The 26,989-nt window shown below is 66.9% G+C and carries 22 protein-coding genes; 9 read left to right on the forward strand and 13 right to left on the reverse strand.

Annotated elements, in window-relative coordinates; all coding sequences use genetic code 11:
• Nucleotides 1-3: 3 nt before the first annotated feature.
• From tagF to WS51_RS12815, 3 genes are all read right to left on the reverse strand, one after another.
• Nucleotides 4-993 carry a type VI secretion system-associated protein TagF gene (gene tagF / locus WS51_RS12805; RefSeq protein WP_059449778.1) on the reverse strand — a complete coding sequence of 330 codons (990 nt, stop codon included), beginning with the start codon at nt 991-993 and terminating at the stop codon, nt 4-6.
• On the reverse strand, nt 990-4,955 hold the full coding sequence (gene tssM, locus WS51_RS12810; RefSeq protein ID WP_069229278.1) for a type VI secretion system membrane subunit TssM: 3,966 nt from the start codon (nt 4,953-4,955) through the stop codon (nt 990-992). Before tssM ends, tagF begins: the two co-directional genes overlap by 4 nt.
• Before the next feature lie 301 nt (nt 4,956-5,256).
• Entirely contained in the window at nt 5,257-6,102 is an 846-nt protein-coding gene (locus WS51_RS12815; RefSeq protein ID WP_059449776.1) for a M15 family metallopeptidase, read from the reverse strand.
• A 121-nt stretch (nt 6,103-6,223) separates the two neighbouring features.
• On the opposite strand from WS51_RS12815, the gene WS51_RS12820 reads away from it, so the two are divergent.
• Together WS51_RS12820 and WS51_RS12825 are read left to right on the forward strand one after the other, a co-directional pair.
• Nucleotides 6,224-7,183 (forward strand): hypothetical protein, encoded by a 960-nt coding sequence (locus WS51_RS12820; RefSeq protein ID WP_059805313.1) that lies wholly within the window; start codon nt 6,224-6,226, stop codon nt 7,181-7,183.
• Nucleotides 7,184-7,389: 206 nt separating this feature from the next.
• Complete coding sequence (locus WS51_RS12825; RefSeq protein WP_059449774.1) at nt 7,390-8,418, forward strand: transporter; 1,029 nt, start codon at nt 7,390-7,392, stop codon at nt 8,416-8,418.
• Between the two features lie 111 nt (nt 8,419-8,529).
• Here WS51_RS12825 and WS51_RS12830 read toward each other — a convergent pair whose 3' ends face one another.
• Nucleotides 8,530-10,698, reverse strand: a complete 2,169-nt coding sequence (locus tag WS51_RS12830; RefSeq protein WP_059449773.1) for a M1 family metallopeptidase — start codon at nt 10,696-10,698, stop codon at nt 8,530-8,532.
• Nucleotides 10,699-11,342: 644 nt separating this feature from the next.
• Here WS51_RS12830 and WS51_RS12835 point away from each other — a divergent pair.
• From WS51_RS12835 to WS51_RS12845, 3 genes are all read left to right on the forward strand, one after another.
• Nucleotides 11,343-11,837, forward strand: coding sequence for an LEA/WHy family protein (locus WS51_RS12835; protein WP_059944755.1), 495 nt, complete (start codon nt 11,343-11,345; stop codon nt 11,835-11,837).
• A 141-nt stretch (nt 11,838-11,978) separates the two neighbouring features.
• Nucleotides 11,979-13,112, forward strand: a complete 1,134-nt coding sequence (locus WS51_RS12840; protein WP_059799557.1) for a methyltransferase — start codon at nt 11,979-11,981, stop codon at nt 13,110-13,112.
• A gap of 89 nt (nt 13,113-13,201) precedes the next feature.
• Entirely contained in the window at nt 13,202-14,092 is an 891-nt protein-coding gene (locus tag WS51_RS12845; protein ID WP_059449770.1) for a class I SAM-dependent methyltransferase, read from the forward strand.
• A 72-nt stretch (nt 14,093-14,164) separates the two neighbouring features.
• Here the strand turns inward: WS51_RS12845 and WS51_RS12850 are convergent, their stop codons facing one another.
• Both WS51_RS12850 and WS51_RS12855 read right to left on the reverse strand, forming a co-directional pair.
• Nucleotides 14,165-14,737, reverse strand: a complete 573-nt coding sequence (locus WS51_RS12850) for a DUF1415 domain-containing protein (RefSeq protein WP_069229279.1) — start codon at nt 14,735-14,737, stop codon at nt 14,165-14,167.
• 82 nt (nt 14,738-14,819) lie between these two features.
• Complete coding sequence (locus WS51_RS12855; RefSeq protein WP_069229280.1) at nt 14,820-15,443, reverse strand: TetR/AcrR family transcriptional regulator; 624 nt, start codon at nt 15,441-15,443, stop codon at nt 14,820-14,822.
• Nucleotides 15,444-15,660: 217 nt separating this feature from the next.
• Here WS51_RS12855 and WS51_RS12860 point away from each other — a divergent pair, with 217 nt between their 5' ends.
• The 3 genes from WS51_RS12860 (at nt 15,661) to WS51_RS12870 (ending at nt 19,211) form a co-directional block, all read left to right on the forward strand.
• Nucleotides 15,661-16,944, forward strand: coding sequence for an MFS transporter (locus WS51_RS12860; RefSeq protein ID WP_059449767.1), 1,284 nt, complete (start codon nt 15,661-15,663; stop codon nt 16,942-16,944).
• 157 nt (nt 16,945-17,101) lie between these two features.
• Nucleotides 17,102-17,707 (forward strand): nitroreductase family protein, encoded by a 606-nt coding sequence (locus WS51_RS12865; RefSeq protein WP_059449766.1) that lies wholly within the window; start codon nt 17,102-17,104, stop codon nt 17,705-17,707.
• A 253-nt stretch (nt 17,708-17,960) separates the two neighbouring features.
• Complete coding sequence (locus WS51_RS12870) at nt 17,961-19,211, forward strand: Hsp70 family protein (protein WP_059504688.1); 1,251 nt, start codon at nt 17,961-17,963, stop codon at nt 19,209-19,211.
• A gap of 102 nt (nt 19,212-19,313) precedes the next feature.
• Here the strand turns inward: WS51_RS12870 and WS51_RS12875 are convergent, their stop codons facing one another.
• On the reverse strand, nt 19,314-19,517 hold the full coding sequence (locus WS51_RS12875; protein WP_006477070.1) for a cold-shock protein: 204 nt from the start codon (nt 19,515-19,517) through the stop codon (nt 19,314-19,316).
• A 420-nt stretch (nt 19,518-19,937) separates the two neighbouring features.
• On the opposite strand from WS51_RS12875, the gene WS51_RS12880 reads away from it, so the two are divergent.
• Nucleotides 19,938-21,536: an APC family permease gene (locus WS51_RS12880; RefSeq protein ID WP_059449764.1), complete on the forward strand. Its 1,599-nt coding sequence runs from the start codon at nt 19,938-19,940 to the stop codon at nt 21,534-21,536.
• A 105-nt stretch (nt 21,537-21,641) separates the two neighbouring features.
• Here the strand turns inward: WS51_RS12880 and WS51_RS12885 are convergent, their stop codons facing one another.
• From WS51_RS12885 to hemA, 6 genes are all read right to left on the reverse strand, one after another.
• The gene (locus WS51_RS12885; RefSeq protein ID WP_059504690.1) at nt 21,642-22,433 is read right to left on the reverse strand and encodes a DODA-type extradiol aromatic ring-opening family dioxygenase; all 792 of its coding nucleotides are present in this window, start codon (nt 22,431-22,433) and stop codon (nt 21,642-21,644) included.
• Between the two features lie 217 nt (nt 22,434-22,650).
• Nucleotides 22,651-23,247: a UbiX family flavin prenyltransferase gene (locus WS51_RS12890; RefSeq protein WP_069229281.1), complete on the reverse strand. Its 597-nt coding sequence runs from the start codon at nt 23,245-23,247 to the stop codon at nt 22,651-22,653.
• Nucleotides 23,248-23,271: 24 nt separating this feature from the next.
• Complete coding sequence (grxD, locus tag WS51_RS12895) at nt 23,272-23,583, reverse strand: Grx4 family monothiol glutaredoxin (protein WP_011883132.1); 312 nt, start codon at nt 23,581-23,583, stop codon at nt 23,272-23,274.
• 67 nt (nt 23,584-23,650) lie between these two features.
• Entirely contained in the window at nt 23,651-24,493 is an 843-nt protein-coding gene (gene prmC, locus WS51_RS12900) for a peptide chain release factor N(5)-glutamine methyltransferase (protein ID WP_060330316.1), read from the reverse strand.
• A 7-nt stretch (nt 24,494-24,500) separates the two neighbouring features.
• Nucleotides 24,501-25,583 carry a peptide chain release factor 1 gene (gene prfA / locus WS51_RS12905; protein WP_059449760.1) on the reverse strand — a complete coding sequence of 361 codons (1,083 nt, stop codon included), beginning with the start codon at nt 25,581-25,583 and terminating at the stop codon, nt 24,501-24,503.
• Between the two features lie 81 nt (nt 25,584-25,664).
• Nucleotides 25,665-26,963 carry a glutamyl-tRNA reductase gene (gene hemA / locus WS51_RS12910; protein WP_059791430.1) on the reverse strand — a complete coding sequence of 433 codons (1,299 nt, stop codon included), beginning with the start codon at nt 26,961-26,963 and terminating at the stop codon, nt 25,665-25,667.
• Nucleotides 26,964-26,989 lie beyond the last annotated feature (26 nt).

Below are 26,989 nucleotides of genomic sequence, written 5' to 3' on the forward strand. Positions count from 1 at the left end.
CGGTCAGCCTCCGATGAACGCTTCGCGGAACGCGTCGATGGCGACGCGCAGCGAGAGTTGCGGTTGGTCGAGATAGCTGACGAGCTTGCTGATCCGTTGATCGTTTTGCGCATGGGCGTCGATCCATTCGGGATCGTCGATGTCGATGTTGTGGGCGGCGTAGGTTTGCGGGTCGACGACGCTCAGCAGCGTCTTCGACGACGCGCCGTTGAAGCCGATGATCAGCCGTTCGCGCTCGGCGATCGTGCCGATGAAGATCGCGAGCTCGAAGTCGGCCTGCGCGACGAACGGCGCGATCAGTTCGAGCCAGAACGCGGCGACGAGGCTGCGATAGAACGGGTCGACCGGCAGCGGCAGCGTCAGGCCGCGCTCGATGTGCGACGAGCCGCTTTGCATCACGGGCCGCAACAGCGAGCCGAGCGCGAGCATCGCGCCGCGCAGCCGGACCGGATGGCCGCTTTCGAGCAGCATCTGCTGAAGGCCGTACAGCGACTGGTGTTCGACGAAGTCGTTGAAGGTGCCGTCATGCGACGTGCCCGGGCCGCCGATGTCGATCGGCACCTGCGTGTCGCCGAGCGCCTGCAGCGCGCCGGGCGGCTCCTCCTTCGCGAGCAGCGGCGGCATCTGCGCGGCCACGCGCGACCACAGCCGCGCGAACGCGAGCGGGCTGCGCGCGAGGAATGCGAGCGGCCGGTCGACCTCGAGCGCGGTCGCGCCGAGGAACGGGAAGCGGCGCATCGACACGTCGTGGCTCGCGACCATGTGGCCCGCGATCGCGAGCTTGCTGCGCGAGCCGAGGAACGCGAAATGCATCGGCTTCGCATCCTCGTAGACGATCTTCCAGCGCGGATCTTCCGCGAGCAGCTCGAGCGCCTGCGCGATCCAGCGATCGAGCGTCTGCAGCAGCTGCGGGTTGTGCGGGCTCTTCACGAAGTCGCCGCGCGACGGAATCTTGCCGAAGTAGGCGATCTGCGCCTGAACGGTTTGCGTCATTGCGCCCCCTGTGCATTCGTTGCGGCGGCGGCCGCGACGGCCGGTGCCGGTGCCGGTGCCGCGGCCGGCGCGCCGTTGGCGGCCTGCGTCGCGTTCTGCGCGGCGCCCGCGCTCGCGTCGGCAACCGACGACGGCAGCTGCAGGCCGCGCAGGCTTTGCTGCTGCGGCTGGTCGCCGCCGCCGCTGGTCGGCTGCGACGTGCTGATGATGCGCATCGTCACCGACACGTTGACGCTGCCTTGCGCCCACGTGAGGTCGAAGGTGCCGTCCGGGCGGCGCTTGCGCTGCGCCGAGTTGATCAGCTTCTCGAGACCGTAGCGGCCGGGCTCGTTGACGAGTTGCACGGTGCGGCCGTCGAAGGTCGTTGCGGACAGCGTCGCGCCCGGCGACCCTTGCGGGTTCGGCCACACGAAGTTGGTCCACTGCGGCGGCGTGTTGCGGTAGCGCAGCTGCTGCCCGTCGATCGCGATCGTGTATTCCGTCGTGCCCGTGCTCGGCTGCGGCAGGATCTGGAACACGGTCTGCGGTTCGGCCGCGGCGGCCGCGCCGCCTGCCGCGCCGCCTGCCGCGCCGCCGGAAAGCGGCGCGACCCAGCGCGCGAAGCCGTTCGTGAAGTCCGGCGTGAGGCCGATGCCCATGTCGCCCCACGTGCGGGCCGCGAGCGTGTCGCCACGGCGCACCGCGAGCGGGCCCAGCGTCGTGCCGACGAACTTCGCGATCGCGCCGTCCGGCCCGAACACCTGCGCGATTTCACCGGCGCCGGCCTCGACCTTCGCGTTCGCCGCGAACGGATACTTGGTCGCGAGCGAGTTCTGGAACGGCTGGTAGACCTGCGCGTTCCACACCTTGTTGACTTCGGCGCTGGCCGGCTGGATCACCACCGAGAACGCCTGCATCAGCGGACGCACCAGCAGCGGGCGCAGCGACTTGCGTTGCGAGTCGGTCAGGCCGGTCAGCATCTGCTCGTCGACGAACTTCAGCGAATCGGCCAGTTCCGAGCCGTTGCCGTCGAGCGTCTGCTGCATCAGCTGGCGCGCGCCGGGGCCGGGGTCGCCCTGGTTCTTGATCACGTTGAAGCGCGTGCGGACCTTCGACAGCGAATCCATGTAGCCCTTGAGCATCGACGTGCCGTCGTGCGTCGCGACGATCCGCGCGAGCCCGATGAACTCCTGGCCGATCGGACCCATCGGCACCTCGGCCGGATTGCCGTTGATGTCGATGTTCGCCGCCGCCATCTGGCCGGCCTGCGAGCGCGTGAACAGTTGCTTGACCCAGTTCACGACGCCGGTCTGCGCCTTCTTGATCGTGACGTTCGCCAGCGACGGGTTGTCCCACGACGTCTGGTCGTACGCGGTCTCGAGGATCTTGCGGATCGGCGAATCCTGCGGGTCGCCCAGGCGGTTCATCCCATCGACGGCCTGCCCGAAACTCGTGAAGCCCTGCACCGCGATGCCCTGCATGAACTTCTGCCAGTGTTGCGCGTACTCGGTCTTGTACATCCCGACGAGCGTCTTCTGGATCTGTTCGGGGCTGCCTTCCAGCGTCAGGTCGTCCTGCGTCGAGGTGTTGAGCACCCAGTCCTTCGCCTGCAGCTCCTTGGTCGCCGCGTCGCGGATCGCCGGCTGCACGTAGTCGAACCACGCTTCGCGCGTGAAGGTGCCCGGAATCGCATAGCTGCCGGCGACCAGCCCCTGGTTGCCGTCGCCGACGATGCGCGCGATGGTCATCGGCGCGAAGCGGGTCGACGCGCGCGCCTTGATTTCTTCGTAGACGCGCTGACGAGCCGGCATGCCGCGCACGACGCGGCGCAGGTTCTCGCGGGTCTGGTCGACGAGCGCGAGGTTCGCGTCGATCATCGGCCAGTCGTCATCGTTCACGCGCGCGAGGTAGAACGAGATCATGCGCTCGGCGCTCTTGATCATCTCGTCGCGCGGCATGTTGCCGCGATTCGTCTCGAGCCAGCCGCGCCAGAAGCGGGCCAGCTGGTCGGTCAGGTGCGCCTGTTCGACGTGACGCTTGTCGGACAGCATCAGGTAGGTCTTCAGCGCGTTGTACGCGTCCTGCACGTTGGTCGGCGATGCGTCGCTGTACAGCCCGCCCTGCGGTGCCGCCGGCTGCTGCGGCGCGGCGGCCGGCGCGGCGGATGCGCCTTGCGCGGCGCCGGCGAGCGGCGTGGCGCCCGGCGGGTTCGTCGACACGGGAATCGCGCCGCCCTGCACGGCGCCCGATTCGGGCGGGCGCGTCATCGGCACGAGCTGTTCGGGATGCGCGTTCACGTCCTTCATGAACGACGCGAGGTTCTGCGAGACCGGCGCCAGCAGGATCTGGCGCACGCCGTTGTAGTACTCGGTCAGCAGGTGCTGCTCGAGCCGGTCGCCCTGGTACAGGCCGAGCGACACCGACATCGGCTTGTCGCGGCGGAACTGTTCGAGCTGCTCGATGCGGTCCTCGAGGATGTCCATCGCCTGCAGGCGCGACTGCAGATCGTTGCGGCCCTGTTGCAGGCGCGTGACGTTGTCGAGGTCGGCCTGCACGTTCGCGACGAGCTGCTGGTTGCCGATCGTCGACCAGGTCCAGCCGCCGAGCGCGAGCGCGAGCGCCGCGACGAAGCCGAAGAAGGTGGCGTAGCGTAGCCGCGTCTTGGTCGGGCTCGCGAACTGGCGCACGGTCTGGCGGTCCGCGAAGATCACCTTGGAGAACAGGTCGCGCAGGAAGAAGCCGTTCTTCGAGAACGCGCTGTGCGGCTTCGGCAGCGCGGTCGCGTCGAGGCCGAAGCGCTGCGCGATGCGTTGCGCGGCGGCGCTGTTGGTTTCGCCTTCCTGCAGCGCGCTGGTGAAGTAGAAGCCGCGGAAGATCGGCTTGTACTGGAACGGGTTGTTCTCGAACAGCGTCGCGAGGAACGCGCGCAGCGACGGCTTGATCGTCGAGAATTCGAGCGGGAAGCTCAGCTGGCCCGGCGACAGCTGGTTGCCGCGCGACAGCGACAGCTGCGCGACGCTGATTTCCTTCAGTCCTTCGTACAGCTCCTCGAAGTGCGTGTCGAACTGCGCGACGACGTCGCGCTTGTCGTCAGGCTCGTAGGGCAGGGTGGCGCCCCACACGCGGTCGTATTCGTGCTTGTCGCTGCTGCTGAAGAATTCGGTGAAGCCGGTGATCAGGTCGGCCTTCGTGAACATCACGTAGACCGGCGCGAACACCTCGAGCTTTTCCGTCAGCTCCTGAACGCGCTGGCGGAGGTTTTTCGCGAGGTTGATTGCGAATTCGGGGCGGTTGCCGGTGAGTTCGGCGATGCTCGCGGTCACGATGATGCCGTTGATCGGCGCCTTCGGGCGGTAGCGCTTCAGCAGGCCGAGAAAGCCGAGCCATTCGCTGCGGTCTTCCTCGTGCACCGAGTAGCGGCCCGCCGTGTCGAGCAAAATCCCTTCGGTCGTGAAGAACCAGTCGCAGTTGCGCGTGCCGCCGATGCCGTGGATCACGGCGCTGTTCTTGTCCGCGAACGGAAACTGCAGGCCGGAGTTCAGCACCGCGCTGCTCTTGCCGGCGGCCGGGTTGCCGATCACGATGTACCACGGCAGCTCGTACAGCGCGGAGCCGCCCGACACCTGCCCGATCTTCGACGTCTTGATCGTCTTGACCGCGTCGGACAGGCGCGTGCGCAGCACGTCGAGGTCGGCGGTCTTCGTGTCGGGGGCCAGCGCGGCCGCGGCCGGCGCGGCGATCTTGCCGGTTTCCGCCTGCTCTTCGAGCACCTGGCCGAGCTGCTGGTTCGCGCGCTTCACGCGCCAGCGGCGCACCAGCGCGACGCCGAGCCACAGCACGAGGATCGCCGCGAAGGCGACTGCCGCCCACAGGAGCGGCAGCTGCAGCATGTCGGCGACGATGAAGAGAATCGCCGCTAGCGCGACGATCCCGACGATCGAGAGCGTACGCGGATGAGTCAGCACGTTGAGGATGCGTTGCATAGGACGTTCAGGTTCCGGTGCGATTCGGTGAGGCGACGCAGGCGCGCCGAGCGGCAAGCGTGGCGCCGCGATGTGTCGCCATGCTGTCAAACGGGATGAAGGGGGCTGGCATCAGTGCGCCCGCGGCATCGGAGAAGGCGCGCGCAATAATGAAAGGACGCTGTGAGAATTTAAACGGAAGCGGCGGCCTGAAAAAATCGCGCAACGGAATGCCCGATCGATTGCGCCGCCCAAATCGTTTCCTGCCGGGTGATTAAAAAGCCCCATGCCGCCCTCATTATTTCTTGTCCGGCAGCCCTGACTAGCTGCCGCGTCCCAGTTTAAAACCGGGTTTATGGTATTCCACGTGTCCGAGGTCCATCATTTTCCATCGGCCTCCCCAGGTCAGGCCGACCTGCTCGGCAACCTGTCCGTACAACTGGTAGCCGCGCATCGCCCAGGGATCTTTCTCGGAAATGACCAGCTTGCCATCGCGCAGAAATGCGTTGTCGGCCGCGAGCCCGAACTGGTGATAACTCTGGAAGGCCGCCGCATTGGTCACGTTGGTGCCCATTTGCGCGAGCCGGTTCTGACGTTCCGGGCTCCGATAACCTTCCAGCAGCGCCATTTCGTAACCATATTGTTCGTGCATGATCTTGTAGACCAGCAGCAAACGCGTGCGGAAATCGGGATCCAGCAGGTTCCAGTCGCGGCTCGCATCCTTCAGTGCCGGCCGCACCTGTTCGACTTCCTTCGTGGCAAAGACTTCCGGCGGCAACGGCGGGGGCGGCACGAGTTGTTCGCCCTGCAACAGCGCGGCGATCTTCTCGTCCGGCACGCGCGCCGTGTCGTCGTACTGAAACAATTGCCGACCGCGTAACGCAATGGCCACCAATGGCGGCGTCGCAAGAATACCTGCCGATACCATAATCATCAAGCGCCGCCGAATCAGTAAATTTTGCACATCGCTTAATGCGCCGCGCGTAACGCTTGCCGATTTAACAATTTGACTTCGCGTGCGTGCGGCGCGATCGCTCGCACGGCGCGTCAGGCGGCCGTGAAACTGGGCGACGGATTCGAAAACCGTCGCCCGGATACCCGGTAAAAGCAACAGTGCCGCAACCGCGACGGCGAGGGCGAAATAGACGACGAGTGCGACGGCAATCAACGAAATCCCCGGAAATTGGAATTGATTGTGTTTTGCAATGCTTGCTCTTAGAATCAGGCTGCTTTGAGAGGCCGGGCTATATTATCGCGGTGAATTAAACCAGGATTCAATGAGACGCTGAATGAGTGCGCCGGAAAATTCAAATTCGAAAACCCCGCCGAGCCTGCTGTCCGATACCAAGCCGGCAGGCGAGGGCGGAGCGCAACAGTCGCGCATTCTCGCGAATCTGGAAGGACGTGTCACGCCGCCGGCCGAAGCGCCACGCCGTTCGCTGAAGGCGCCGATCGCGGCCGTCGTCGCGCTCGTGGTCGCCGTCGGCGGCTGGGGGGCATGGCGCTGGCAGCAGCATTCGGGCGAGCAGGCCGTCGTGGCCGCCGCCCCCGCGCAGGCAGCGAAGGCGGACGCCGCCAGCGCCGCCGCCGTGCAGGTCGCGCAGAATGCCGCATCGGCCGCTCCGGCCGCGCAACCGGCCACGATCGTCAACGACGATGCGGCGTCCCAGACCGTTGCGTCCGCATCGGCTGCGTCGGGCGCGGACAACAGCCGCTTGTCGCGCGCGCTCGCGAACGGTGCGGACGATGCGTCGGGTGCAGCCACGGCCGGCGCGGCCGCCGCGACGGCCGCCGCCGCGGCGACGACGAAATCCGCGAAGGCCGACGCCGCACAGGGCGGCAAGGTCGCCGCGCGCAGCAAGGCCGATGCGAAGGCCGACGCGAAGGCGGAGGCCCGCAAGCATCACAAGGAACAGCAGGCGGAACTCGCGCAGGCGAAGAAGCGTCGCGACGCGACGACCCGTACCGCGAGTGCGAAGCCTGCCGGGAAAGACGACCCGGACGCGGACCTGCTCGCCGCGCTCGTCGCGCGCACGAAGCCGGCCGACAAGAAGCTCGCCGCGCAGAAGGCGCAGGTCGTGCCGACCAAGGCGGCTGCCACGACGGGCGGTTCGCTCGCGGCGCGCGTGAAGGAATGCTCGGAGCGCGGCTTCTTCGAGGATCAGCTGTGCCGCTGGCGTGTCTGCGACGGCCACTGGGGCAAGGATCCGGCGTGCCCGAGCGCCGCGCAGTCGGAGACCCGGCAGTAGCCGCGCGGCACGCCGGCCTGCTCGTCGCACATGCGCCGCCCGCTGGGCGGCGCATTGCTTTTTGGGGCCGGCCGGCGCGGGGCGGGCGCATGTGACGGCGTCACGAGATCGTCACATGCGTCGGGCATACGTTTCCTTTCATTTCCCGGCGTGGCGCCGCGACGCGCGATGCGCGACGCGGTGCGCGCTGCACGACCTTCGACACGATGGACTTGATCGTACAGACTTACGGCGCCGATACGTCCGGCATGGTGTGCGGATTCCGCTTCGTTCCGGGCGGATCGGGCGCGATGCTCGATGCCGACGCGGCTGCCGCATGGCTGCGCACGTGCCGCGAGCACGATGCGGCAGCCTCGGACGATTTCGTCTGGCTGCACTTCAATCTCGCGCACGGCGCGAGCGAGCGCTGGATGCGCACGCACCTCGGACTGCCCGACAGCTTCTTCGAATTCCTTCACGAAGGATCGCGCTCGACGCGCATCGAGCAGGAGGACGGCGCGCTGCGCGCGGTCGTCAACGACGTGATGTTCAACCTCGAGCTGACGCCGTCGGAAATCGCGACGCTGTTCGTCCACGTCGAGCGGCGCATCATGGTCACCGCGCGGCTCAAGCCGTTGCGCTCGGTCGACACGCTGCGCGCGTGCGTGCGCGACGGCGAGCGGTTCCGCTCGCCCGCCGAACTGCTGGTGCACCTGCTGCGCGACCAGGCCGACCTGCTGATCCAGATCATGCGGCGCACGAGCATCGACGTCGATCGCATCGAGGACAGCTTCCTGTCGCAACGGCTCACGTCGAATCGCGTCGAACTGGGCGCGATGCGCCGTACGCTCACGCGGCTGCAGCGCATGCTCGCGCCCGAGCCGGGATCGATCTTCCGGCTGCTCGCGAAGCCGCCCGCGTGGCTGCATGCCGAAGACGTGCAGGAGCTGCGCGAGTCCACCGAGGAATTCTCGCTGGTGCTCGCCGATCTGTCGGGGCTCAACGAGCGGATCAAGCTGTTGCAGGAAGAGATCGGTTCGCGCCTCGACGAACAGAACAACCGGACGCTGTTTACGCTGACGCTCGTGACCGTGATCGCGCTGCCGATCAACATCGTCGCGGGCTTCTTCGGGATGAACGTCGGCGGCGTGCCGTTCTCGGAGAACAAGCACGGGTTCTGGCTGATGGTGCTGCTGGTCGCGGGCTTTACCGCGCTCGCCGCGTGGTGGGCGTTTCGCCGGCGCGACGATCGCTAGCGGCGGTCACGAAAAAAACAGGCCCCGCACCGGGGCCTGCCGAAGGACGTGAACGATTGAACGCCGGCCGGCGCCGCGAACTGCGCGGCACCGGCCGGCCGGACCACGACGTTACTGAACCAGCGTCTTGCGCGGCTTGAACATGCCCTGGTAGCGCAGCGACGGACGTTCCTTCACCGTCGGCGCGATGCCGCCGAAGCTCGGCGTCTGGCGCAGCTTCATCGCGGCCGGCGATGCGACCGAGCCGATCGACGTCGAACGCGAAGCCGGCGCGAGGTTGTTCGCGACGAGCAGCGCGGCTTCGCTCTTCAGGTTCGCGAGCAGCACCGGATCGGTCGAGCCGTTCATCTGCGTGAGCAGGCCGCTCCACGCGGCGTCGCTGTAGTTCACGACGTAGTAGTCGAGCCCGCTCGGGTCGGCGACCACGCCCGTGCAGCCGTCGATCCGCGTTTGCGTCTGCGTATCCTTCAGCGCGAGCGTCGTGCGTTTGGCGAGACCCTGGCCGTACGCGAGCGTGATCGGCACCGTCCACTGCAGGCCCGGATACGCGTTCTTGTTCGGGAACGGCTGCTGTTTCAGCGTGACGATCGTCTGGTTCTTCGTCATGTCGCACTGCGTGTCGAGCGAGATCAGCGGCACACCCGTCTGGCGCACGTAGCTGTCGCCGATCGGGCCGACCGGCTGGCCGCTCGCCTTCGACAGCGCATCCCACAGGCGCTTCGGCGTGCCGTTGCCGAACGAGTAGTCGACCAGGTATTGCTGCAAACCCTTGCGCAAGGTTTGCTCGCCGAGGTAGTTCTCGAGCGTCTTCAGCACGTGGCCGCCCTTGTCGTACGTGAACGCGCTCGCACTCAGCACGAAGTCGTTCGACGCCCAGCCGTTGAAGTTCGGCGCGACCGGGAACGCGTTCGGGCCGATGTCGCGATTGATCACGCGATACTTGTTCTTCACCTGGTCGAGCCAGCTGAACTCGTCGGGGAAGAACTGGATCGTCGTCTTCGTCTCGAAGAACGTCGCGAACGATTCATTGAGCCAGACGTTGTCCCACCAGTCGGTCGTGACGAGGTCGCCGAACCACTGGTGCGCGACTTCGTGCGTCAGCACTTCGTTACCGTAGCGCGACATCGGCTGGCCGGGTTGCGGCAGGATGTCGTCGGCGAACTCGAGGATCGACCCCCAGTTCTCCATCCCGCCGAAGTTCAGGTCCTTCTGCTCCTTGAACGCATCGTTCGCGGCGACCGTGTCGAACTTCGTCAGCGGCAGCGGGATGCCCGTGTAGCGGTAGTAGAAGTCGAGCGCCTGCTTGGTGCGGTCCATCGCCGGCTTCGCCCAGTCGCTCATGCCCGGCGGCGTGAACACGCGCAGGTGCAGGCCGCCCTTGCCGCCCGGCAGCGGGCTCGAGAAGTCGTCCTCGTAGGTGTCGAACATGCCGCCGCCGAAGAACAGCAGGTACGACGGCATCGGCGGCGTCTTCTCGAACTGCACGAGCTTGTAGCCGCCGCCGACGTTGGTCGACGGCTTCTCCGCCGCGTTCGACACGACGCGCCAGTTCTGCGGCACTTCGGCCGTCACTTCATAAGTCGGCCGGAATGCCGGCTCGTCCCAGCCCGGGAACCACTGGCGCGCCAGGTTGGTTTCGCCCTGCGTGAGGATCGCGCCGCTCGTCGTGCCGTCGGTGCTCTTCAGGTCGACCCGGAACACGCCTTCCGCGGCCGAGCAGCCCGGATACGGATCGTCGCCGCAACTGCCGCCCGTCTGCGTGGCCGGATCGTCGTACGACTTGAAGTTGATGATGCCCGACCACTCCATGTGCAGCGAATAGTTGCCCGGCGCGATCGTGCCGGCCACGGGACGCAGCTGGTAGAAGTCGCCCTTGTCCTGCGGCGTCGCGATCAGCTGGATGTTGCCCGGCTGCAGCGTGATGCGGCCGTTCGTGAACTTGATCCGGTGGCCGGCGACCACGATGTTGTTGACCGGCTTCAGCACCTTGATCTCGACATCGGCGCGGCCGTCGAACGCGTTCAGCGCGTCGTTCGGGCGGAACCACAACCGGTAGTTGACGGGTACCACGGTGTCCGGCAGCTCGACGGGCGACACGCTCTTGTCGACGTTGGACGCGCTCGGCGGCGTGTTGGCGGCGGGCGACGAGCTCGAGTGCGGCGCGCCGGCGGCGCTGAGTGCGGAAGCCGAGCCGACGCCGCTGTCGTCGCCGCCGCACCCGGCGAGCGCGAGTGCGGCGACCAGCGGCAGGTAACGCATCTTGTGAATGTTGATCGACATGACTGAAACCTCGATTGTTGAAAGAATCGTTCAGTGCTGCGAAAACGCCGGCAAAAGAAATCCCTCGCCGTTAATCAACAGCGACGAGAAATGTCAATGACGGATTATTCGAAAAGACGGTCGGCCGACTACGTGAAGGTAATCATGGTTTACTGCCCCCTCTGTGTTTCCGGATGTCGGTTAACTTGCCGGTTCAAAATGGCCGGGCGCGTGTTGTACTGAATTGATTTCGCGCGCACGACACGGGGCCGCCCGCCCTGCGCGGGCGTGCATTTCCCTTGAACCGACGACCCACGGGGCTGGCCGCACCAGGCCGCAGGACGGAAGGACGGCGTGTCGCCGTTCCGTAAAATCGCCGTCATGCGGCTTGAAGGTTTGTCGGCCTGCTCGAAGGATGCGTAAATATACTTGATGGTTTTGGGTAAAGGAAACGAAAAAATTAGAAGGTCCTTCGATTGAATTTTTTGCGCACCATTGAATACCGGGAAGCATTAATTCACGTTCCATTCGATTGCCTGTTTCCGTAGTTTTAATCTATTAACGATCTCGGCGCCGTGCGAAAACTACGAATCGGGGCGGAGCGTGGCGCGCTCGGTACAATGCAGCGACGAACCGACGATCGATTGCCGCAAGGAGGCGAGCCCATGTCACGAGCCCTGTTCCGTATCGCGCCGCTGCGCGTCATGCTGCTGCTGTTCGCCGCCGTCTTCGCGCTCGGCGGTTGCGCGAGCCTGACGCGCGAGCCGGTGAGCGTGACCGTCGCCGGGCTCGACCCGCTGGCCGGGCAGGGCCTCGAGATGCGTTTCAGCCTGAAGCTGCGCGTGCAGAACCCGAACGACGCGCCGATCGAATACGACGGCATTTCGGTCGCGCTCGAACTGAACGGCGCGCCGTTCGCGAGCGGCGTCAGCGATCGCTCCGGCATCGTGCCGCGCTTCGGCGAGGCCGTGATCGACGTGCCGGTTTCCGTGTCGGCGTTCGCCGCCGCGCGGCAGGCGTGGAACCTGCCCGGTGCGGCCGCCAACGGCGAACTGCCTTACGCGCTGCGCGGCCGGCTCGCGGGCGGCGTGCTCGGCACCGTGCGCTTCAGCGATGCGGGCACGCTGCGCATGCCGGCGATGCCGGGGTGGGGCGGGTAGGCGATGCCTGAGCGAGGCGATGCCTGCGCGAGGCGCGGGCGGCCGCGCGCTTTGCCTTGCGGGCAAAGCGCGGTATGGTGTGGTCCGCGCGGCGCGCTTCCCTGGCGCCGCCTGTCTGAAGCCAACCGTAGCCGAGCTCGCGTGACCGATTTCCCCGTTTTCCACTGGACCGACGCCGACGGCGCCGAACATGCCGTGCGCTGGCGCTCCGAAGCCGGCGTGCAGCCGCCCCGGCGCGCCGTGCCCGCCGACGACCGCCTCACCGCCGACGCCGCGTACCGCCTCGCGTGCGAGGGCACCGCGCTCGTCTGGCAGGGCGACTTCCAGAACGCACGCCAGCTCGTGCAGGCGATGGCGCGCCGCGTCGAACGCAAGCCGAAGAAGGCGAAGGCCGCGGCGGGCGTCGACGCATTCAACCTGCACCGGCTCGCGCAGTCGCAGCGCGCCCGCACGCTCGGCATGCTGCTGATTCCGCTCGATGCCGACTACACGATCCCGCTGCGCCGCGCGCCCGACGTGCGCGCCGCGTGCGAGGAAGCATACGGGCCGGGCGGCGCGCCGTCGGTCGTGTCGCTGCGCGAGTTGCTCGGCCTCGTCGGCGCGCACGAATGGCGCAAGAAGGGCGTGCCGATTTCGGCACTCGGCGGCGCGCCGATCCATCCGCATTACGGCGTGTTCTCGCCCGTGCGCGGCGAATACGTCGAACTCGTCGCGCGCACGCCGCTGCCCGCGACGTCGCTCGCATTCGACATCGGCACGGGCACCGGCGTGCTCGCGGCCGTGCTCGCATCGCGCGGCGTCGAGCGGATCGTCGCGACCGACCAGGATCCGCGTGCGCTCGCCTGCGCGCGCGAGAACATCGCGCGGCTCGGTCATGCGGCGCGCGTCGACATCGTCGAAGCCGACCTCTTCCCGGCCGGCCGTGCGCCGCTCGTCGTCTGCAACCCGCCTTGGGTGCCGGCCCGTCCGAGCGCGCCGATCGAATATGCGGTCTACGACCCCGACAGCCGCATGCTGCGCGGTTTCCTCGCGGGGCTGGCCGACCATCTCGAACCGGGTGGCGAAGGCTGGCTGATCCTGTCCGATTTCGCCGAGCATCTCGGCCTGCGGCCGCGCGACACGCTGCTGCAATGGATCGACGAAGCCGGTCTCGTCGTGCTCGGCCGCGAGGACATCCGCCCCGCGCACCCGAAGTCGGCCGACGCCGACGACCCGCTGCACGCGGCCCGGCGCGCCGAGGTCACGTCGCTCTGGCGGCTCGGCGCGCGAGCCTGATCGCGCATTTTCGGTAAACTGTCGCCATTCCTCACGAATTCCCGCCGCCGGGCCGTGGTCGACCGACCGCGGCCCGGCGCCGCTTCACGATGTCGAACAAGACCTACGAAATCCGTCCGGAGCAGTCCGTCGAGCTGCTGAAGGAACTGCACATCCTCACCCGCGACGGCAAGCTGAACCAGGACAGCCGCCGCAAGCTGAAGCAGGTCTATCACCTGTTCCAGTTCATCGAGCCGCTGCTCGCGAGCGTGCAGGCCGACAAGGGCGGCGTGACGCTCGTCGATCACGGCGCCGGCAAGTCGTATCTCGGCTTCATCCTGTACGACCTGTTCTTCAAGCAGCAGCCGGGGCACGGCACGCCGGCGTTTGCGTCGCACGTGTACGGGATCGAGACGCGCGAGGAGCTCGTCACGCGTTCCACCGAGCTCGCCGCGCGACTCGGGTTCGGCGGCATGTCGTTCCTGAACCTGTCGGTCGCCGATTCGATCACGTCGCCGAAGCTGCCCGAAACGGTCGACGTCGTCACCGCGCTGCATGCGTGCGACACGGCCACCGACGACGCGATCCGTTTCGCGCTCGCTAAGCGCGCGCAGCACATCGTGCTGGTGCCGTGCTGCCAGGCGGAAGTCGCGGGCGTGCTGCGCAAGAACAAGGGCAAGTCGCTCGCGAACGCGCTGACGGAAGTGTGGCGGCATCCGCTGCATACGCGCGAATTCGGCAGCCAGATCACCAACGTGCTGCGCTGCCTGCAGCTCGAGGCGCACGGTTATCAGGTCAGCGTGACGGAGCTGGTCGGCTGGGAGCATTCGATGAAGAACGAGCTGATCATCGCGCAGTACAAGAACCTGCCGCGCCGCAAGCCCGGCGAGCGGCTGAACGAGATCCTCGGCATGTTCGGGCTCGCCGAACTGAACGCGCGCTTCTTCACGCCGATGCCCGCGGCGACGTCGGACGAGGCTGCCGAGCCGGCCGCGGACTGACGCAGGCCGACGCGCCGCGCGCGGCCTCGCGTCGCCCGTTTGCCGCGCGCCGAACGGCCGTCGCGCGATGCGTCAGACGTCGTCGCCCGGCCGGCGCATCCATTCACGCCAGCCGTCGTGGCCGAGGCGGCGCAGCGTTTCCTGATTTTTCTCGTAGATCGTGGACGCGTCCGGGAACGCGTCGACCGCGCGCGCGATGCTGTCTTCGCGCAGCAGGTGCAGGATCGGATACGGCGCGCGGTTCGTGTAGTTCTCGATGTCGTCGGCTTCGCTGCCTTCGAACCGGTACGCGGGATGGAAGCTCGCGATCTGCAGCACGCCGTCGAGCCGCAGTTGCTGCACGAGCCGGTCGGCGAAGAACAACGCATCGTTGTAGTCGACGAAATCCGCGAACACGCGCGGATAGATCACGAGCGTCGTGTCGACCTGTTGCGGATTGGCCGCTTCGAGCGCGCGCAGCTCGGTTTCGAGGTCGGCGAGTGCGTCCTCGAGCGTCGTCGCTTCGCTGATCGCATAGCGCACCTGCTCCTTCACGTAGACGCTCTTCGCGAACGGGCACAGATTGAGCCCGATCACCGCGCGTGCGAGCCAGTGCCGCGTGGCGGCGAGGATGTCGTCGTGCGAGTCGGGGCGGGTATCGGTCATGGCAAGGGCGGTCGGGCAAAGCGGCAGCGAGGGCCGCATTGTAGCGGGACGGCGCACGCCCGGTTCGGGCGCGCGCCGCCCGTCACGCGCAGGCGGCCTCGATCAGCTGCGTGACCAGCGCGGGGGCGGTGCCGATCGGCGTTTCGCCGTGCCGGTAGGTCTGGCTGGCCGCATAAATGCCCTCGATCACGAGCGCGAGCGCATCGGCGAGCGCTTTCGGCTGCCGGGCGCCTGCGCCCTCGCACAGCGCGACGAGCCGTTTCATCAGCTGTTCCTTGTTCTGCGCGACGCGCTCGCGCGCCGGATGCGACGCATCGGGGAATTCGGCCGCGACGTTGACGAACGGGCAGCCGCGATAGTCCTTCTGCGCCGCGCGCTCCGCCAGATCGACGAAATACTGGATCAACTGCGCCTTCGGCTGGCCCGGATGCTTCGCGACGCTCGAATCGAAGCGCTCGAAGAAACATGCATCCATCCGTTCGAGATACGCGAGGATGAGTTCGTCCTTCGACGCAAACTGGCGGTACAAACTCATCTTGTTGACGCCCGCGCGTTCCACGACCGCCTCGACGCCGACCGCGCGCACGCCTTCCCTGTAAAACAGCTCCTCGGCGGCGCGCAGCAGGTGCTCCTGCGCGACGGCCGCGGCGATCGGCTGGCGCGTGCGGCGTGCCGGTGCCTTGTTGGCGGCCTCGATGCCCGACATGATGACCCTCGACTGCGTGGTGAATTGCTTGACATGTTACCGACTGGTAACTACGATCGCAACACACTTGTGACCGATCGGTAACAATACCGGCCGGATCGACAGACGAATGCCAGGTATCGGCCCGGGTCAGCCGATGCAGCGTGCGGCGGAGGTGGCCTGGTAGCAAGGCGGGGCGGGCGCGCGGGCGCCGGCCCGCCAACTGGAGAGCGACGACATGAACTGGGCGGTGACACGAATCGGCGGGCGGTTCCACTACGGATGGCTCGCGGCGGCGGTGGTTTTCCTGATCCTGCTGGCGGCGGCCGGCACGCGCGCGACGCCGAGCGTGCTGATGGTGCCGCTCGAGCGCGAACTCGGCTGGAGCCGCGCGGCGATTTCGCTGGCGATTTCGGTGAACATCGCGCTGTACGGGCTGACGGGGCCGTTCGCGGCCGCGGCGATGCAGCGCTTCGGGCTGCGGCCGACGATCCTGACCGCGCTGGTGACCATGAGCGCGGGTGTCGCGCTGTCGTCGATGATGACGCAGAGCTGGCAGATGGTCGTCATCTGGGGCCTGATGGTCGGCTGCTCGACCGGCGTCGTCGCGCTGACGCTGTCGGCCACGTTCGTCACGCGCTGGTTCCACGCGCGGCGCGGTCTCGTGATGGGCATCCTGACCGCGAGCACGGCCACCGGCCAGCTCGTGTTCCTGCCGATGCTCGCCGCGATCGCGCAGCGTCACGGGTGGCGGCCGGTCGTGCTGGTCGTCGCGGTGGCCGCCGCGATCGTGATTCCGCTGGTCGCATTCCTGCTGCCGGAGCGGCCGGCCGACGTGAAGCTGCGCCCATACGGCGAGCCGGCCGACGCGCCGGCCGCGCCCGACGCAACGAAGGACAACCCGCTCGCGGTCGCGTTCCGCACCCTGCTGACGGCGAGCCGCTCGCGTGACTTCTGGCTCCTGTTCTTCAGCTTCTTCATCTGCGGCGCGAGCACCAACGGCTATGTCGGCACGCACCTGATCGCGATGTGCAGCGACTACGGGATGACCGAAGTGCAGGGCGCGTCGCTGCTCGCCGCGATGGGCGTGTTCGACCTGTTCGGCACGACGCTGTCGGGCTGGCTGTCGGACCGCTACGACAACCGCGTGCTGCTGTTCTGGTACTACGGGCTGCGCGGGTTGTCGCTGATCTATCTGCCGCATGCATTCGGCATCGATTTCTTCGGGCTGCCGCTGTTCGCGATGTTCTACGGGCTCGACTGGATCGCGACCGTGCCGCCGACGGTGCGCCTCGCCACCGACGTGTTCGGCAAGGCCGCGGCGCCTGTCGTGTTCGGCTGGATCGTCGCCGGCCACCAGCTCGGCGCGGCGTTCGCGGCGCTCGGCGCGGGGCTGCTGCGTGCGAGCCTCGGCACCTATACGGTCGCGTCGATGATCTCGGGCGGGCTCTGCATCGTCGGCGCGCTGATCGTGCTGCGGATCAATCGCGGCCCGTCCCGCGCGGCCGCGCAGGCCGCCTGAGCGCGGCATTGCCGGCCGTCCGTGCGCGGGGCGGCCGGTCAATGCAGGATCGGTGATTTGCATTGCGCGGGATGATCGGGCGCGTGTCTTCTCGAGCGGTTATGCTTGCGGTTCGCGGGGCGTTCGCGCCCCTTCATCGATGTCAGCGAGGAACCGCATGTCCGTCAAACCTGCTCCCACCACTGTTTCGATTCACGACCTGATCGCGGGCCGCTGGAGCCCGCGCGCGTATTCGGACGAGCCGATCAGCGGCGCCGATCTGCACGCGGTGCTCGAAGCCGCGCGCTGGGCGCCGTCTGCGTACAACGCGCAACCGTGGCGCTTCATCGTGTTCGACCGCACGCGCGACGAAGCCGCGTTCAAGCGCGCATTCGCGACGCTCGTGCCCTTTAACCAGGGCTGGAACGCGCCGGCACCGGTGCTGATCGCCGTGACCGCGCACACGCTCACGCCGAAGGGCGAACCGGCGCCGACCGCGCTGTACGACGCGGGCGCGGCCGCGATGTCGCTGGTGCTGCAGGCGCACGCGCTCGGTCTCGCCGCACACCAGATGAGCGGCTTCGACGCGAAGGCGTTCCGCGACGCCTTCGAGATTCCGGCCGACGTCGCGATCCCGGCGATCATCTCGCTCGGCCACTACGGCAACGTCGACAAGCTCGATCCGGTGCTGCGCGATCGCGAAAAGGCGCCCCGCACGCGTCATGCGATCGGCGAAGTCGTCTATGCGGGCGCATGGAAGAAGGGTTTCGACGCGGCGGCCTGATTTCGGAGCCGGCGGCACTTCGCCGTACGTTGTCCGCAGCCGGCCGTACGGGCGTCGCAAGCGCGAAAGCCGACGGCATCGACGTGTCGAGCGGCCCGCATGCACCCGCTGCCGGTGCGCCGCGGGCCGGCCCGATCGGGGCCGTGGGCCGGTTGCGCGGCCCCGGTGGCCGAGCCGGTTGTGATCCGGCGGGCTTCATGTTAAAAAGCCCGTCCTTTCCGTTTTCGCGCCGGCCATGTTGCGGCACCTTCCCATGACTTACTGCGCGATCGATTTCGGCACGTCCAATTCCGCCGTGGCACTGCCCGACGGCGCAGGCATGCGCCTCGCGCCCGTCGAGGGCGACCACCTGACGTTGCCCACCGCGATCTTCTTCAACAACGACGAGCAGACGGTCGAATTTGGCCGGGCGGCGCTCGCGTCCTATATCGACGGTTTCGACGGCCGCCTGATGCGCTCGATGAAGAGCATCCTCGGCTCGCCGCTCGCGGAGACCACGACCGATCTCGGCGACGGCAGCGCAATGGCGTACACGGAGATCATCGCGCGCTTCCTGACGCACCTGAAGCGCAAGGCCGAGGCGTGCGCCGGCGCGCCGATCGGGCGCGCGGTGCTTGGCCGGCCGGTGTTCTTCGTCGACGACGATCCGCGCGCCGACCGCCTCGCGCAGAACCAGCTCGAAGCGGCCGCGCAGTCGGTCGGTTTCACGGACGTGCATTTCCAGTACGAACCGATCGCCGCCGCGTTCGACTACGAGTCGCGCCAGCAGGCCGAGCGGCTCGTGCTGGTCGCCGACATCGGCGGCGGCACGTCGGACTTCTCGCTGGTGCGCGTCGGGCCGGAGCGAATGGCGCGCCTCGAGCGCAAGGACGACGTGCTCGCGCACCACGGCGTGCACGTCGCGGGCACCGACTACGACCGCCGTGTCGAGCTGGCGGCGATCCTGCCCGCGTTCGGCTACCGCGCGCTCGATCCCGAGGGGCGTGAACTGCCGAACCGCATCTATTTCGACCTGGCGACCTGGCACCTGATCAACACGGTCTACACGCCGAAGCGGCTGGGCGAGCTGAAACTGATGAAGCACCTGTACCAGGACGTGCGACAGCACGACCGGCTCACGCGCGTGGTCGAGCGACGGCTCGGGCATGCGCTGATGGCGCGCGCGGAAGAAGCGAAGATCGGCGTGGCGGCGGGCGGCGAGACGATCATCGACCTGAACGACGTGGAAGAGGATCTGCAGATCGCGTTCGACGCCGAGCGTCTCGTCGACGCGAGCGTCGACGACACCGCGCGCATCGTCGATGCCGCGCGCGAAACGGTGCGGCTTGCGGGTGTCGCGCCGCGCGACGTCGGCGCGCTGTATTTCACCGGCGGCTCGACCGGGCTCGCGTTCCTGTCGGGTGCGCTCGCTGGTGCATTCCCGGACGCGCAGCCGGTGTTCGGCGATCGCCTCGCGAGCGTCGCGACCGGCCTGGGCATTCACGCGCAGCGGCTGTTCGGCTGAGCGACGGCCATTCGGATCGGCGGCGGTCGCAACGCTGCCGGCGCCGGAAAACAAAAAGCCCCGCCGAAGCGGGGCTTTTTTACACGAAATATCGCGCCGAGCTTAGACCGGACGGATGTTCGCAGCTTGCAGACCCTTCGGGCCCGTCTTCACTTCGAATTCAACCTTCTGGTTTTCTTGCAGCGTCTTGAAGCCTTCGACGCGGATTTCCGAGAAGTGCGCGAACAGATCGTCGCCGCCGCCTTCCGGGGTGATGAAGCCGAAGCCCTTTGCGTCATTGAACCACTTGACGGTACCGGTTGCCATGTTACTTGTTCCTAAAAAGATAAAACGGGGCCGAAGCCCATGGGTGCGGAAAATCAAGGAAGGGGGTAATGGGACCAACCGGAGTACCGTTGATGGGCGAACTACGAAAGAACCAATTCACTCGCCGCTTGAAATCCTGCAACGTTGTTTATACGGCTAATCGGTCGCGCGGTCAACCGTATTTCCATGCACTCAGGGTTATTGCGGAGTTAAGGTTTACAAACCTTGCAAACGACGCGAATTTTTTGTAGGGGACGAACGATTTTGGCGCCAACTTGGAGGTGCAACCGTTAAACTACGCGCCGCGTGGAAGGGTTGCCCCGATCGGGTGATCCATCCCCCCAAAATGGCATGCGCGGTGTTGTCCGAGCCGATCCCGGGCAGCGGGCCGACCATGCTTTTTGAGACATAGGAGAGGATGTGAAGAGTTCTATTCAACGGAACATCGGCCCGTTTGCATTGATGCTGACGGGGCTGGGTTCGATTATCGGCTCGGGCTGGCTGTTCGGCGCGTGGAAGGCTGCGAAGATTGCCGGTCCGGCGGCGATTTGCGCATGGATCATCGGCGCGGTCGTGATTCTCGCGATTGCACTGACGTATGCCGAACTGGGCGCGATGTTCCCCGAGTCGGGCGGCATGGTCCGCTACGCGCGTTATTCGCATGGTTCGCTGGTGGGCTTCATCAGCGCGTGGGCGAACTGGATCGCGATCGTATCGGTGATTCCGATCGAGGCGGAAGCATCGATCCAGTACATGAGCACGTGGCCGTATCCGTGGGCGCACGCATTGTTCGTGAACGGCGAGTTGACGACACCGGGCCTGCTGCTGTCGGCCGTGCTGGTCGTCATCTACTTCATGCTGAACTACTGGGGCGTCAAGGCCTTCGCGCGCGCGAACACCGCGATCACGATCTTCAAGTTCCTGATCCCCGGCCTCACGATCCTCGGCCTGATGCTGTCGAGCTTCCATTCGGAAAACCTCGGCACCGCATCGAATGCGAGCTTCGCGCCGTACGGCTGGTCGGCCGTGCTGACCGCGGTTGCGACGAGCGGCATCGTGTTCGCGTTCAACGGCTTCCAGAGCCCGGTGAACCTGGCCGGTGAAGCGCGCAATCCGTCGCGCAGCGTGCCGTTCGCCGTGATCTCGTCGATCCTGCTCGCGCTCGTGATCTACGTGCTGCTGCAGATGGCGTACATCGGCTCGGTGAACCCGGCCGACGTCGCGAAGGGTTGGTCGCACTTCAACTTCTCGTCGCCGTTCGCGGAACTCGCGATCGCGCTGAACCTGAACTGGCTCGCGATCCTGCTGTACGTCGACGCGTTCATCAGCCCGAGCGGCACCGGCACGACCTACATGGCGACGACCACCCGCATGATCTACGCGATGGAGCGCAACAACACGATGCCGAAGATGTTCGGCAACGTGCACCCGATCTATGGCGTGCCGCGTCAGGCGATGTGGTTCAACCTGCTCGTGTCGTTCATCTTCCTGTTCTTCTTCCGCGGCTGGAGCTCGCTCGCGGCAGTGATCTCGGTCGCGACGGTGATCTCGTACCTGACCGGCCCGATCAGCCTGATGGCGCTGCGCCGCGCGGCGACCGACATCGAGCGTCCGCTGTCGATCCCGCTGATGAAGCTGATCGCACCGTTCGCGTTCGTCTGCGCGTCGCTGATCCTGTACTGGGCAAAGTGGCCGCTGACGGGCGAAATCATCCTGCTGATGATCGTCGCGCTGCCGGTGTACTTCTACTTCCAGTCGAAGTCGGGCTGGACCGGCTGGGGCGCCGACCTGAAGGCCGCCTGGTGGCTGGTCGCGTACCTGCCGACGATGGCCGTGCTGTCGCTGATCGGCAGCAAGGAATTCGGCGGTTACGGCGTGCTGCCGTACGGCTGGGACATGCTGATCGTCGCGGCCATCTCGCTGGTGTTCTACTTCTGGGGTGTGAACACCGGCTACCGGACCCAGTATCTCGACGAGCGCGAGTCGCACGACGAGATCCTCGAAGGGATCGGTGCCTGACGGCTGACTCGCCACCGGAATCGGCGGTGGCGCAAAGCGTGAAAAAGCCCGCTCGAGCATTGCTCGGGCGGGCTTTTTGTTTGCCTCGTCGCGGTGGCGGCGGCTTCAGGCAGTTGCGCTCGCGAACACGTAGTTCGTCATCGCGAGCACGCGTTGATACGTGCCGAGCGACTGGATGCCGAGCTGGTAATCGTCGTCGGCCGCGCCGAGTGCCGTGAACACCGGCAGCAAGTGTTCGTCGGTCGGATGCATCAGCGCCGCGTGCGGCGCTTGCCGGCGATAGTCGAGCAGCGCGTCGACATCGCGCGCGGCGAGCTTTGCCTCGAACCAATCGGTGAATTCCGCGACGCGCGGGTCCGCGTCCTCCGGCGCCGCGCTGAAATCGGCCGCGCGCAGGTTATGCGTGATCTGGCCCGAGCCGATCACCATCACGCCTTCGTCGCGCAGCGGCCGCAGCGCGCGGCCGAGCGCGAAGTGATGGGCGGCATCCGCGCGCGGCTGAATCGACAACTGAGCGACGGGCACGTCGGCTTCCGGGAACATCAGGAGCATCGGCACCCACGCGCCGTGGTCGAGGCCATGCTCGGTCGTCGCGGTGGCGATGCCGGCCGCGTTCAGCAGCGCGGCCGCCCGTTCGGCGACCTCGGGCGCGCCCGGCGCCGGGTACCGGATCTCGTACAGCGCGCGCGGAAAGCCGTAGAAGTCGTGAATCGTTTCAGGGTGCGCGGCCACGCTCGCGACCGGCTGCTGTGTGCCCCAGTGCGCGGACAGCATCAGTACCGCGCGCGGGCGCGGCAATTCGGCGCCGAGGTGCGTGAACGCGCCGGACGGCAGTGTCGGATCGATCGGCAGCGTCGGCGCGCCGTGGGACAGGTAAAGCGAGGGCAAGCGGTTCATGGTGGGAGCCTGCAAAGGGATTTGCCTGTGACTATAGACGCGCACTGGGTATTGATAAATCGACTTTGCGGAATTTGATTGAATCACATGTGTTGATAATCGAGCCGGCCTCGGGCCTGTGTGGCGAGCAGGGGCGCGGGAATGCGGGATCGAGCCGGAAGATGGCGGAATCGGCGAAGATGCATGAAAAACGGCGCCGAAGCGCCGTGTCGGAAGATTACGCGGTCGGCCGGATGCCGGCCCAGGGCGTCGTCATCGGTGCACTGAGTGCGAACAGATCCAGCACGCGCGTGACGGTCTGATCAACGAGCTCCTCGATCGTTTTCGGCATCGCGTAGAACGCCGGCAGCGGTGGAAACACGATGCCGCCCATTTCGGTCACGGCGGTCATGTTGCGCAGATGCGCGAGGTTGAACGGCGTTTCGCGCACCATCAGCACGAGGCGGCGGCGTTCCTTCAGCGTGACGTCGGCCGCGCGCGTGATCAGGTTGTCGGACAGGCCGTGCGCGACGCTCGCGAGCGTCTTCATCGAGCAGGGCGCGATCACCATTCCGTCGGTCGCGAACGAACCGGACGCGATGGTCGCGCCGACATCGCGCACCGAATGCACGACATCCGCGCGGCTTTCGACCTCTGCCTTGGGCAGCTTCAGTTCATGCTGGATATTGAGCCAGCCGGCGTTCGAAACCAGCAGATGCGTTTCGACGCCGCCGGCGGCGCGCAGCATTTCGAGCAGCCGCACGCCGTAGATCGCGCCGGTGGCGCCGGTGATCGCGACGATCAGCCGGTGTGGCGGCGCGCTGGGAGATGCCATCGGGAAGGGGGCGGGTGCCGCGCCTTAAGCGGCGGCGAACAGTTGCTGCAGTTCGCCGGACTGGTACATCTCCATCATGATGTCCGAGCCGCCGATGAATTCGCCTTTCACGTACAGCTGCGGGATGGTCGGCCAGTTCGAGAATTCCTTGATGCCCTGGCGGATTTCGTCATCCTCGAGCACGTTGACCGTCTTGAACTGGTCGACGCCGCAGGCCTTCAGCACCTGCACGGCGCGGCCCGAGAAGCCGCACATCGGGAATTGCGCGTTGCCCTTCATGAAGAGCACGACCTGGTTTTCGTCGACGATTTGCTTGATTCGTTGTTGGGTGTCCATGACTGACCTTGCGTTTGCGGGGCGTTAGAACGAAATGATAGCGGATTTCAACCGGGCGAGCCGGCCATCAGCCGGGCCGGCGGCCGCCCGTCGTGCGTTCGATCGCGGCCAGATCGGCGAGCGATTCGACCGCGATGAAGCCGCGCGACACGAGCAATGCGCGCACCGCTTCGGCCTGGTCGTAGCCATGCTCGATCCATAGCGTGCCGCCGGGTTTCAGGTAGGCGCTGGCGCCGGCGACGATCGTGCGGATCGCGCTGAGGCCGTCGGCATCGTCGGTGAGCGCGCCGCGCGGCTCGAACCGCAGGTCGCCCTGCGCGAGGTGCGGATCGTGCTGCGCGATGTACGGCGGGTTGCTGACGATCGTGTCGAACGCGAGCGCCGGATCGAGCGCGGCGTACCAGTCGCTCTGCAGCCAGTGCAGCGGGCCGCCGGGGCGGCGCGCGTCGAGCAGCTTGTTCGCGTTGCGCTGCGCGACCTCGAGCGCGGCCGGAGAACGGTCGAGCGCCCATACGCGTGCATCGGGCCGTTCGGCGGCGATCGACACGGCGATCGCGCCGCTGCCGGTGCCCAGATCGAGCACGGCCGGATGCGGCCGCCCGTCGATCGCGTCGAGCGCGGCTTCGACGAGCAGTTCGGTTTCCGGGCGCGGGATCAGCACGTCGGGCGTCACGTCGAACGGCCGGCCGAAGAACTCGCGCATCCCGACGAGTTGTGCGACCGGCTCGCCGGCCGCGCGGCGCGCTTCGAGCGCGCGGTAGCGCGCGATCGCGGCCGGCTCGAGCGGCGCGTCGCCGCGCGTGATCAGCTGCGTGCGGGTCCAGCCGAGCGCGTGTGCGAGCAGCACGCGCGCATCGACCGGGTCGAGCGGCGACGCGCGCAGCAGTTCGTCGGCGGTGGTGTCGGGCATCGCGGCCTCAGTCGGTGTCGCCGAGCGACGCGAGCAGCTCGGCCTGGTGTTCGCTCACGAGCGCGCCGATCAGTTCGTCGAGATCGCCGTCCATCAGCGCCTCGAGCCGGTACAGCGTCAGGTTGATCCGGTGGTCGGTCATCCGGCCCTGCGGGAAGTTGTACGTGCGGATCCGTTCGGAGCGGTCGCCCGAGCCGATCAGGCTCTTGCGCGTCGCCGCTTCCTTCGCGTGCTGCTCGTGATACTGCTTGTCCTTGATGCGCGCGGCGAGCACTTTCAGCGCGCGGTCCTTGTTCTTGTGCTGCGAACGGTCGTCCTGGCACTCGACGACGATCCCGGTCGGAATGTGCGTGACGCGCACCGCCGAATCGGTCTTGTTGATGTGCTGGCCGCCCGCGCCCGACGCACGGAACGTGTCGATCCGCAGGTCGGCCGGATTGATCTCGACCTCGCCGATCTCGTCGGCTTCCGGCATCACCGCGACCGTGCAGGCGGACGTGTGGATGCGCCCTTGCGTCTCGGTCGCCGGCACGCGTTGCACACGATGGCCGCCCGATTCGAACTTCAGGCGCGAGTACGCGCCCTGGCCGGCGATCCGCACGATCACTTCCTTGTAGCCGCCGAGATCCGACGGGCTTTCCGACATCATCTCGACCTGCCAGCGCTGGCGCTCCGCGTAACGCAGGTACATGCGCAGCAGATCGCCCGCGAACAGCGCGGATTCGTCGCCGCCGGTGCCGGCGCGGATTTCGAGGAAGATGTTGCGGTCGTCGTTCGGGTCCTTGGGCAGAAGCATCTTCTGCAGCTCGCCTTCGAGGCGAACCATGCGTTCGCGCGCGCTGCGAATCTCGTCTTCGGCGAAATCGCGCATCGATGCATCGGCGAGCAGTTCCTGCGCGGCCGTCTCGTCGCTGCGCGACTGGCGCCACAGCGCGTATTGCTCGACGACCGGGCCGAGTTCCGCGTGTTCGCGCGTCAGCTTGCGGTACTGGTCGAGGTCGGCCGTGACGTTTTCGCGGCTCAGCAGGTCGTTCAGTTCGGCCAGCCGGACAGACAGCTGGTCGAGCTTGCGTTGCATGCTCGTCTTCATGGTGTGGAGCGGCGCTCCCGGGCAAGGGTATTCGGAAAGGATAGGCCGGCGCGCGGCCGGCGGCAGGACAGACGGCCGGCGCTAGTGGCCGGACTGGTCGTTGGAGCGCGGCGCGTGCTGGTAGAAGCCGCGCATCAGTTCGATCAGCGAATCGCGATCGGCGCCGTTCACGCGGTTGAGCGCGCTCGTCGGACCGTGGATCAGCTTGTTGGTGAGCGCCTGCGACAGCGCTTCGAGGACTGCCGCCGGGTCGTCGCCGCGCGCGAGCAGCTTTTGCGCCTTCTCGACTTCCGCGCGGCGCAGCGCGTCGGCCTGCGTATGCATGTGGCGAATCACCGGCACGACGCTGCGCGTGTCGAGCCACTGCATGAAATTCTGCACGCGCGTCTCGATGATTGCCTCGGCTTGCGCAACCGCGGCCTGGCGCGATGCATTGCCCTCGCGCACGATCGCGCCGAGATCGTCGACGGTGTAGAGGAACACGTCCTTCAGCTTGCCGACTTCCGGCTCGATGTCGCGCGGTACCGCGAGATCGACCATGAAGATCGGCCGATGGCGGCGCGCCTTCACCGCGCGCTCGACCGCGCCGAGACCGATGATCGGCAGCGTCGACGCGGTGCACGACACGATGATGTCGAATTCGTGCATGCGGGCGGGCAGGTCCGACAGCGGCATCGCGCGGCCGTTGAAGCGTTCGGCGAGCCGCTGGCCGCGTTCGGCCGTGCGGTTCGCGACGACGAGCTCGCGCGGGCTTTGCGCGGCGAAGTGCGTCGCGCAGAGCTCGATCATCTCGCCTGCGCCGATGAACAGCACGCGCTGATCCGAAACCTTTTCGAAGATGCGCTGCGCGAGGCGCACGGCCGCGGCGGCCATCGACACCGACTGCGCGCCGATCTCGGTCGTGCCGCGCACCTCCTTCGCGACCGCGAACGTGCGCTGGAACAGCTGGTTCAGGTAAGTGCCGAGCGCGCCGGCTTCCGTCGCCGTGCGCACCGCATCCTTCATCTGGCCCAGAATCTGCGTTTCACCGAGCACCATCGAATCGAGGCCCGACGCGACGCGGAACGCGTGCCGAACCGCTTCCGACTGCGGCAGCGCATAGACGTGCGGCGCGAGTTCGTCGACCGGAATCCGGTGGTACTCCGACAGCCAGCGAATCGCGCCGTCGCGCGCGGCCCGATCATCGGTCGCGCAATAGAGTTCGGTGCGGTTGCAGGTGGAGAGGATCGCCGCTTCGGGCGCATTGGGCGCCTGAGGGCCGAGGAACACGTTCTTGAACGTGACGAGAGCCGGCTTGATTTGCTCGAGCGGAAACGCCACGCGTTCGCGCAGGGCGACAGGCGCAGTGTGGTGATTGATTCCGATCGTGAGGAGTTGCATATCGAGGGCTATCGTTTAGCCCCGTA

Source organism: Burkholderia territorii (genome assembly GCF_001718335.1).
Classification (GTDB): Bacteria; Pseudomonadota; Gammaproteobacteria; order Burkholderiales; family Burkholderiaceae; genus Burkholderia; species Burkholderia territorii.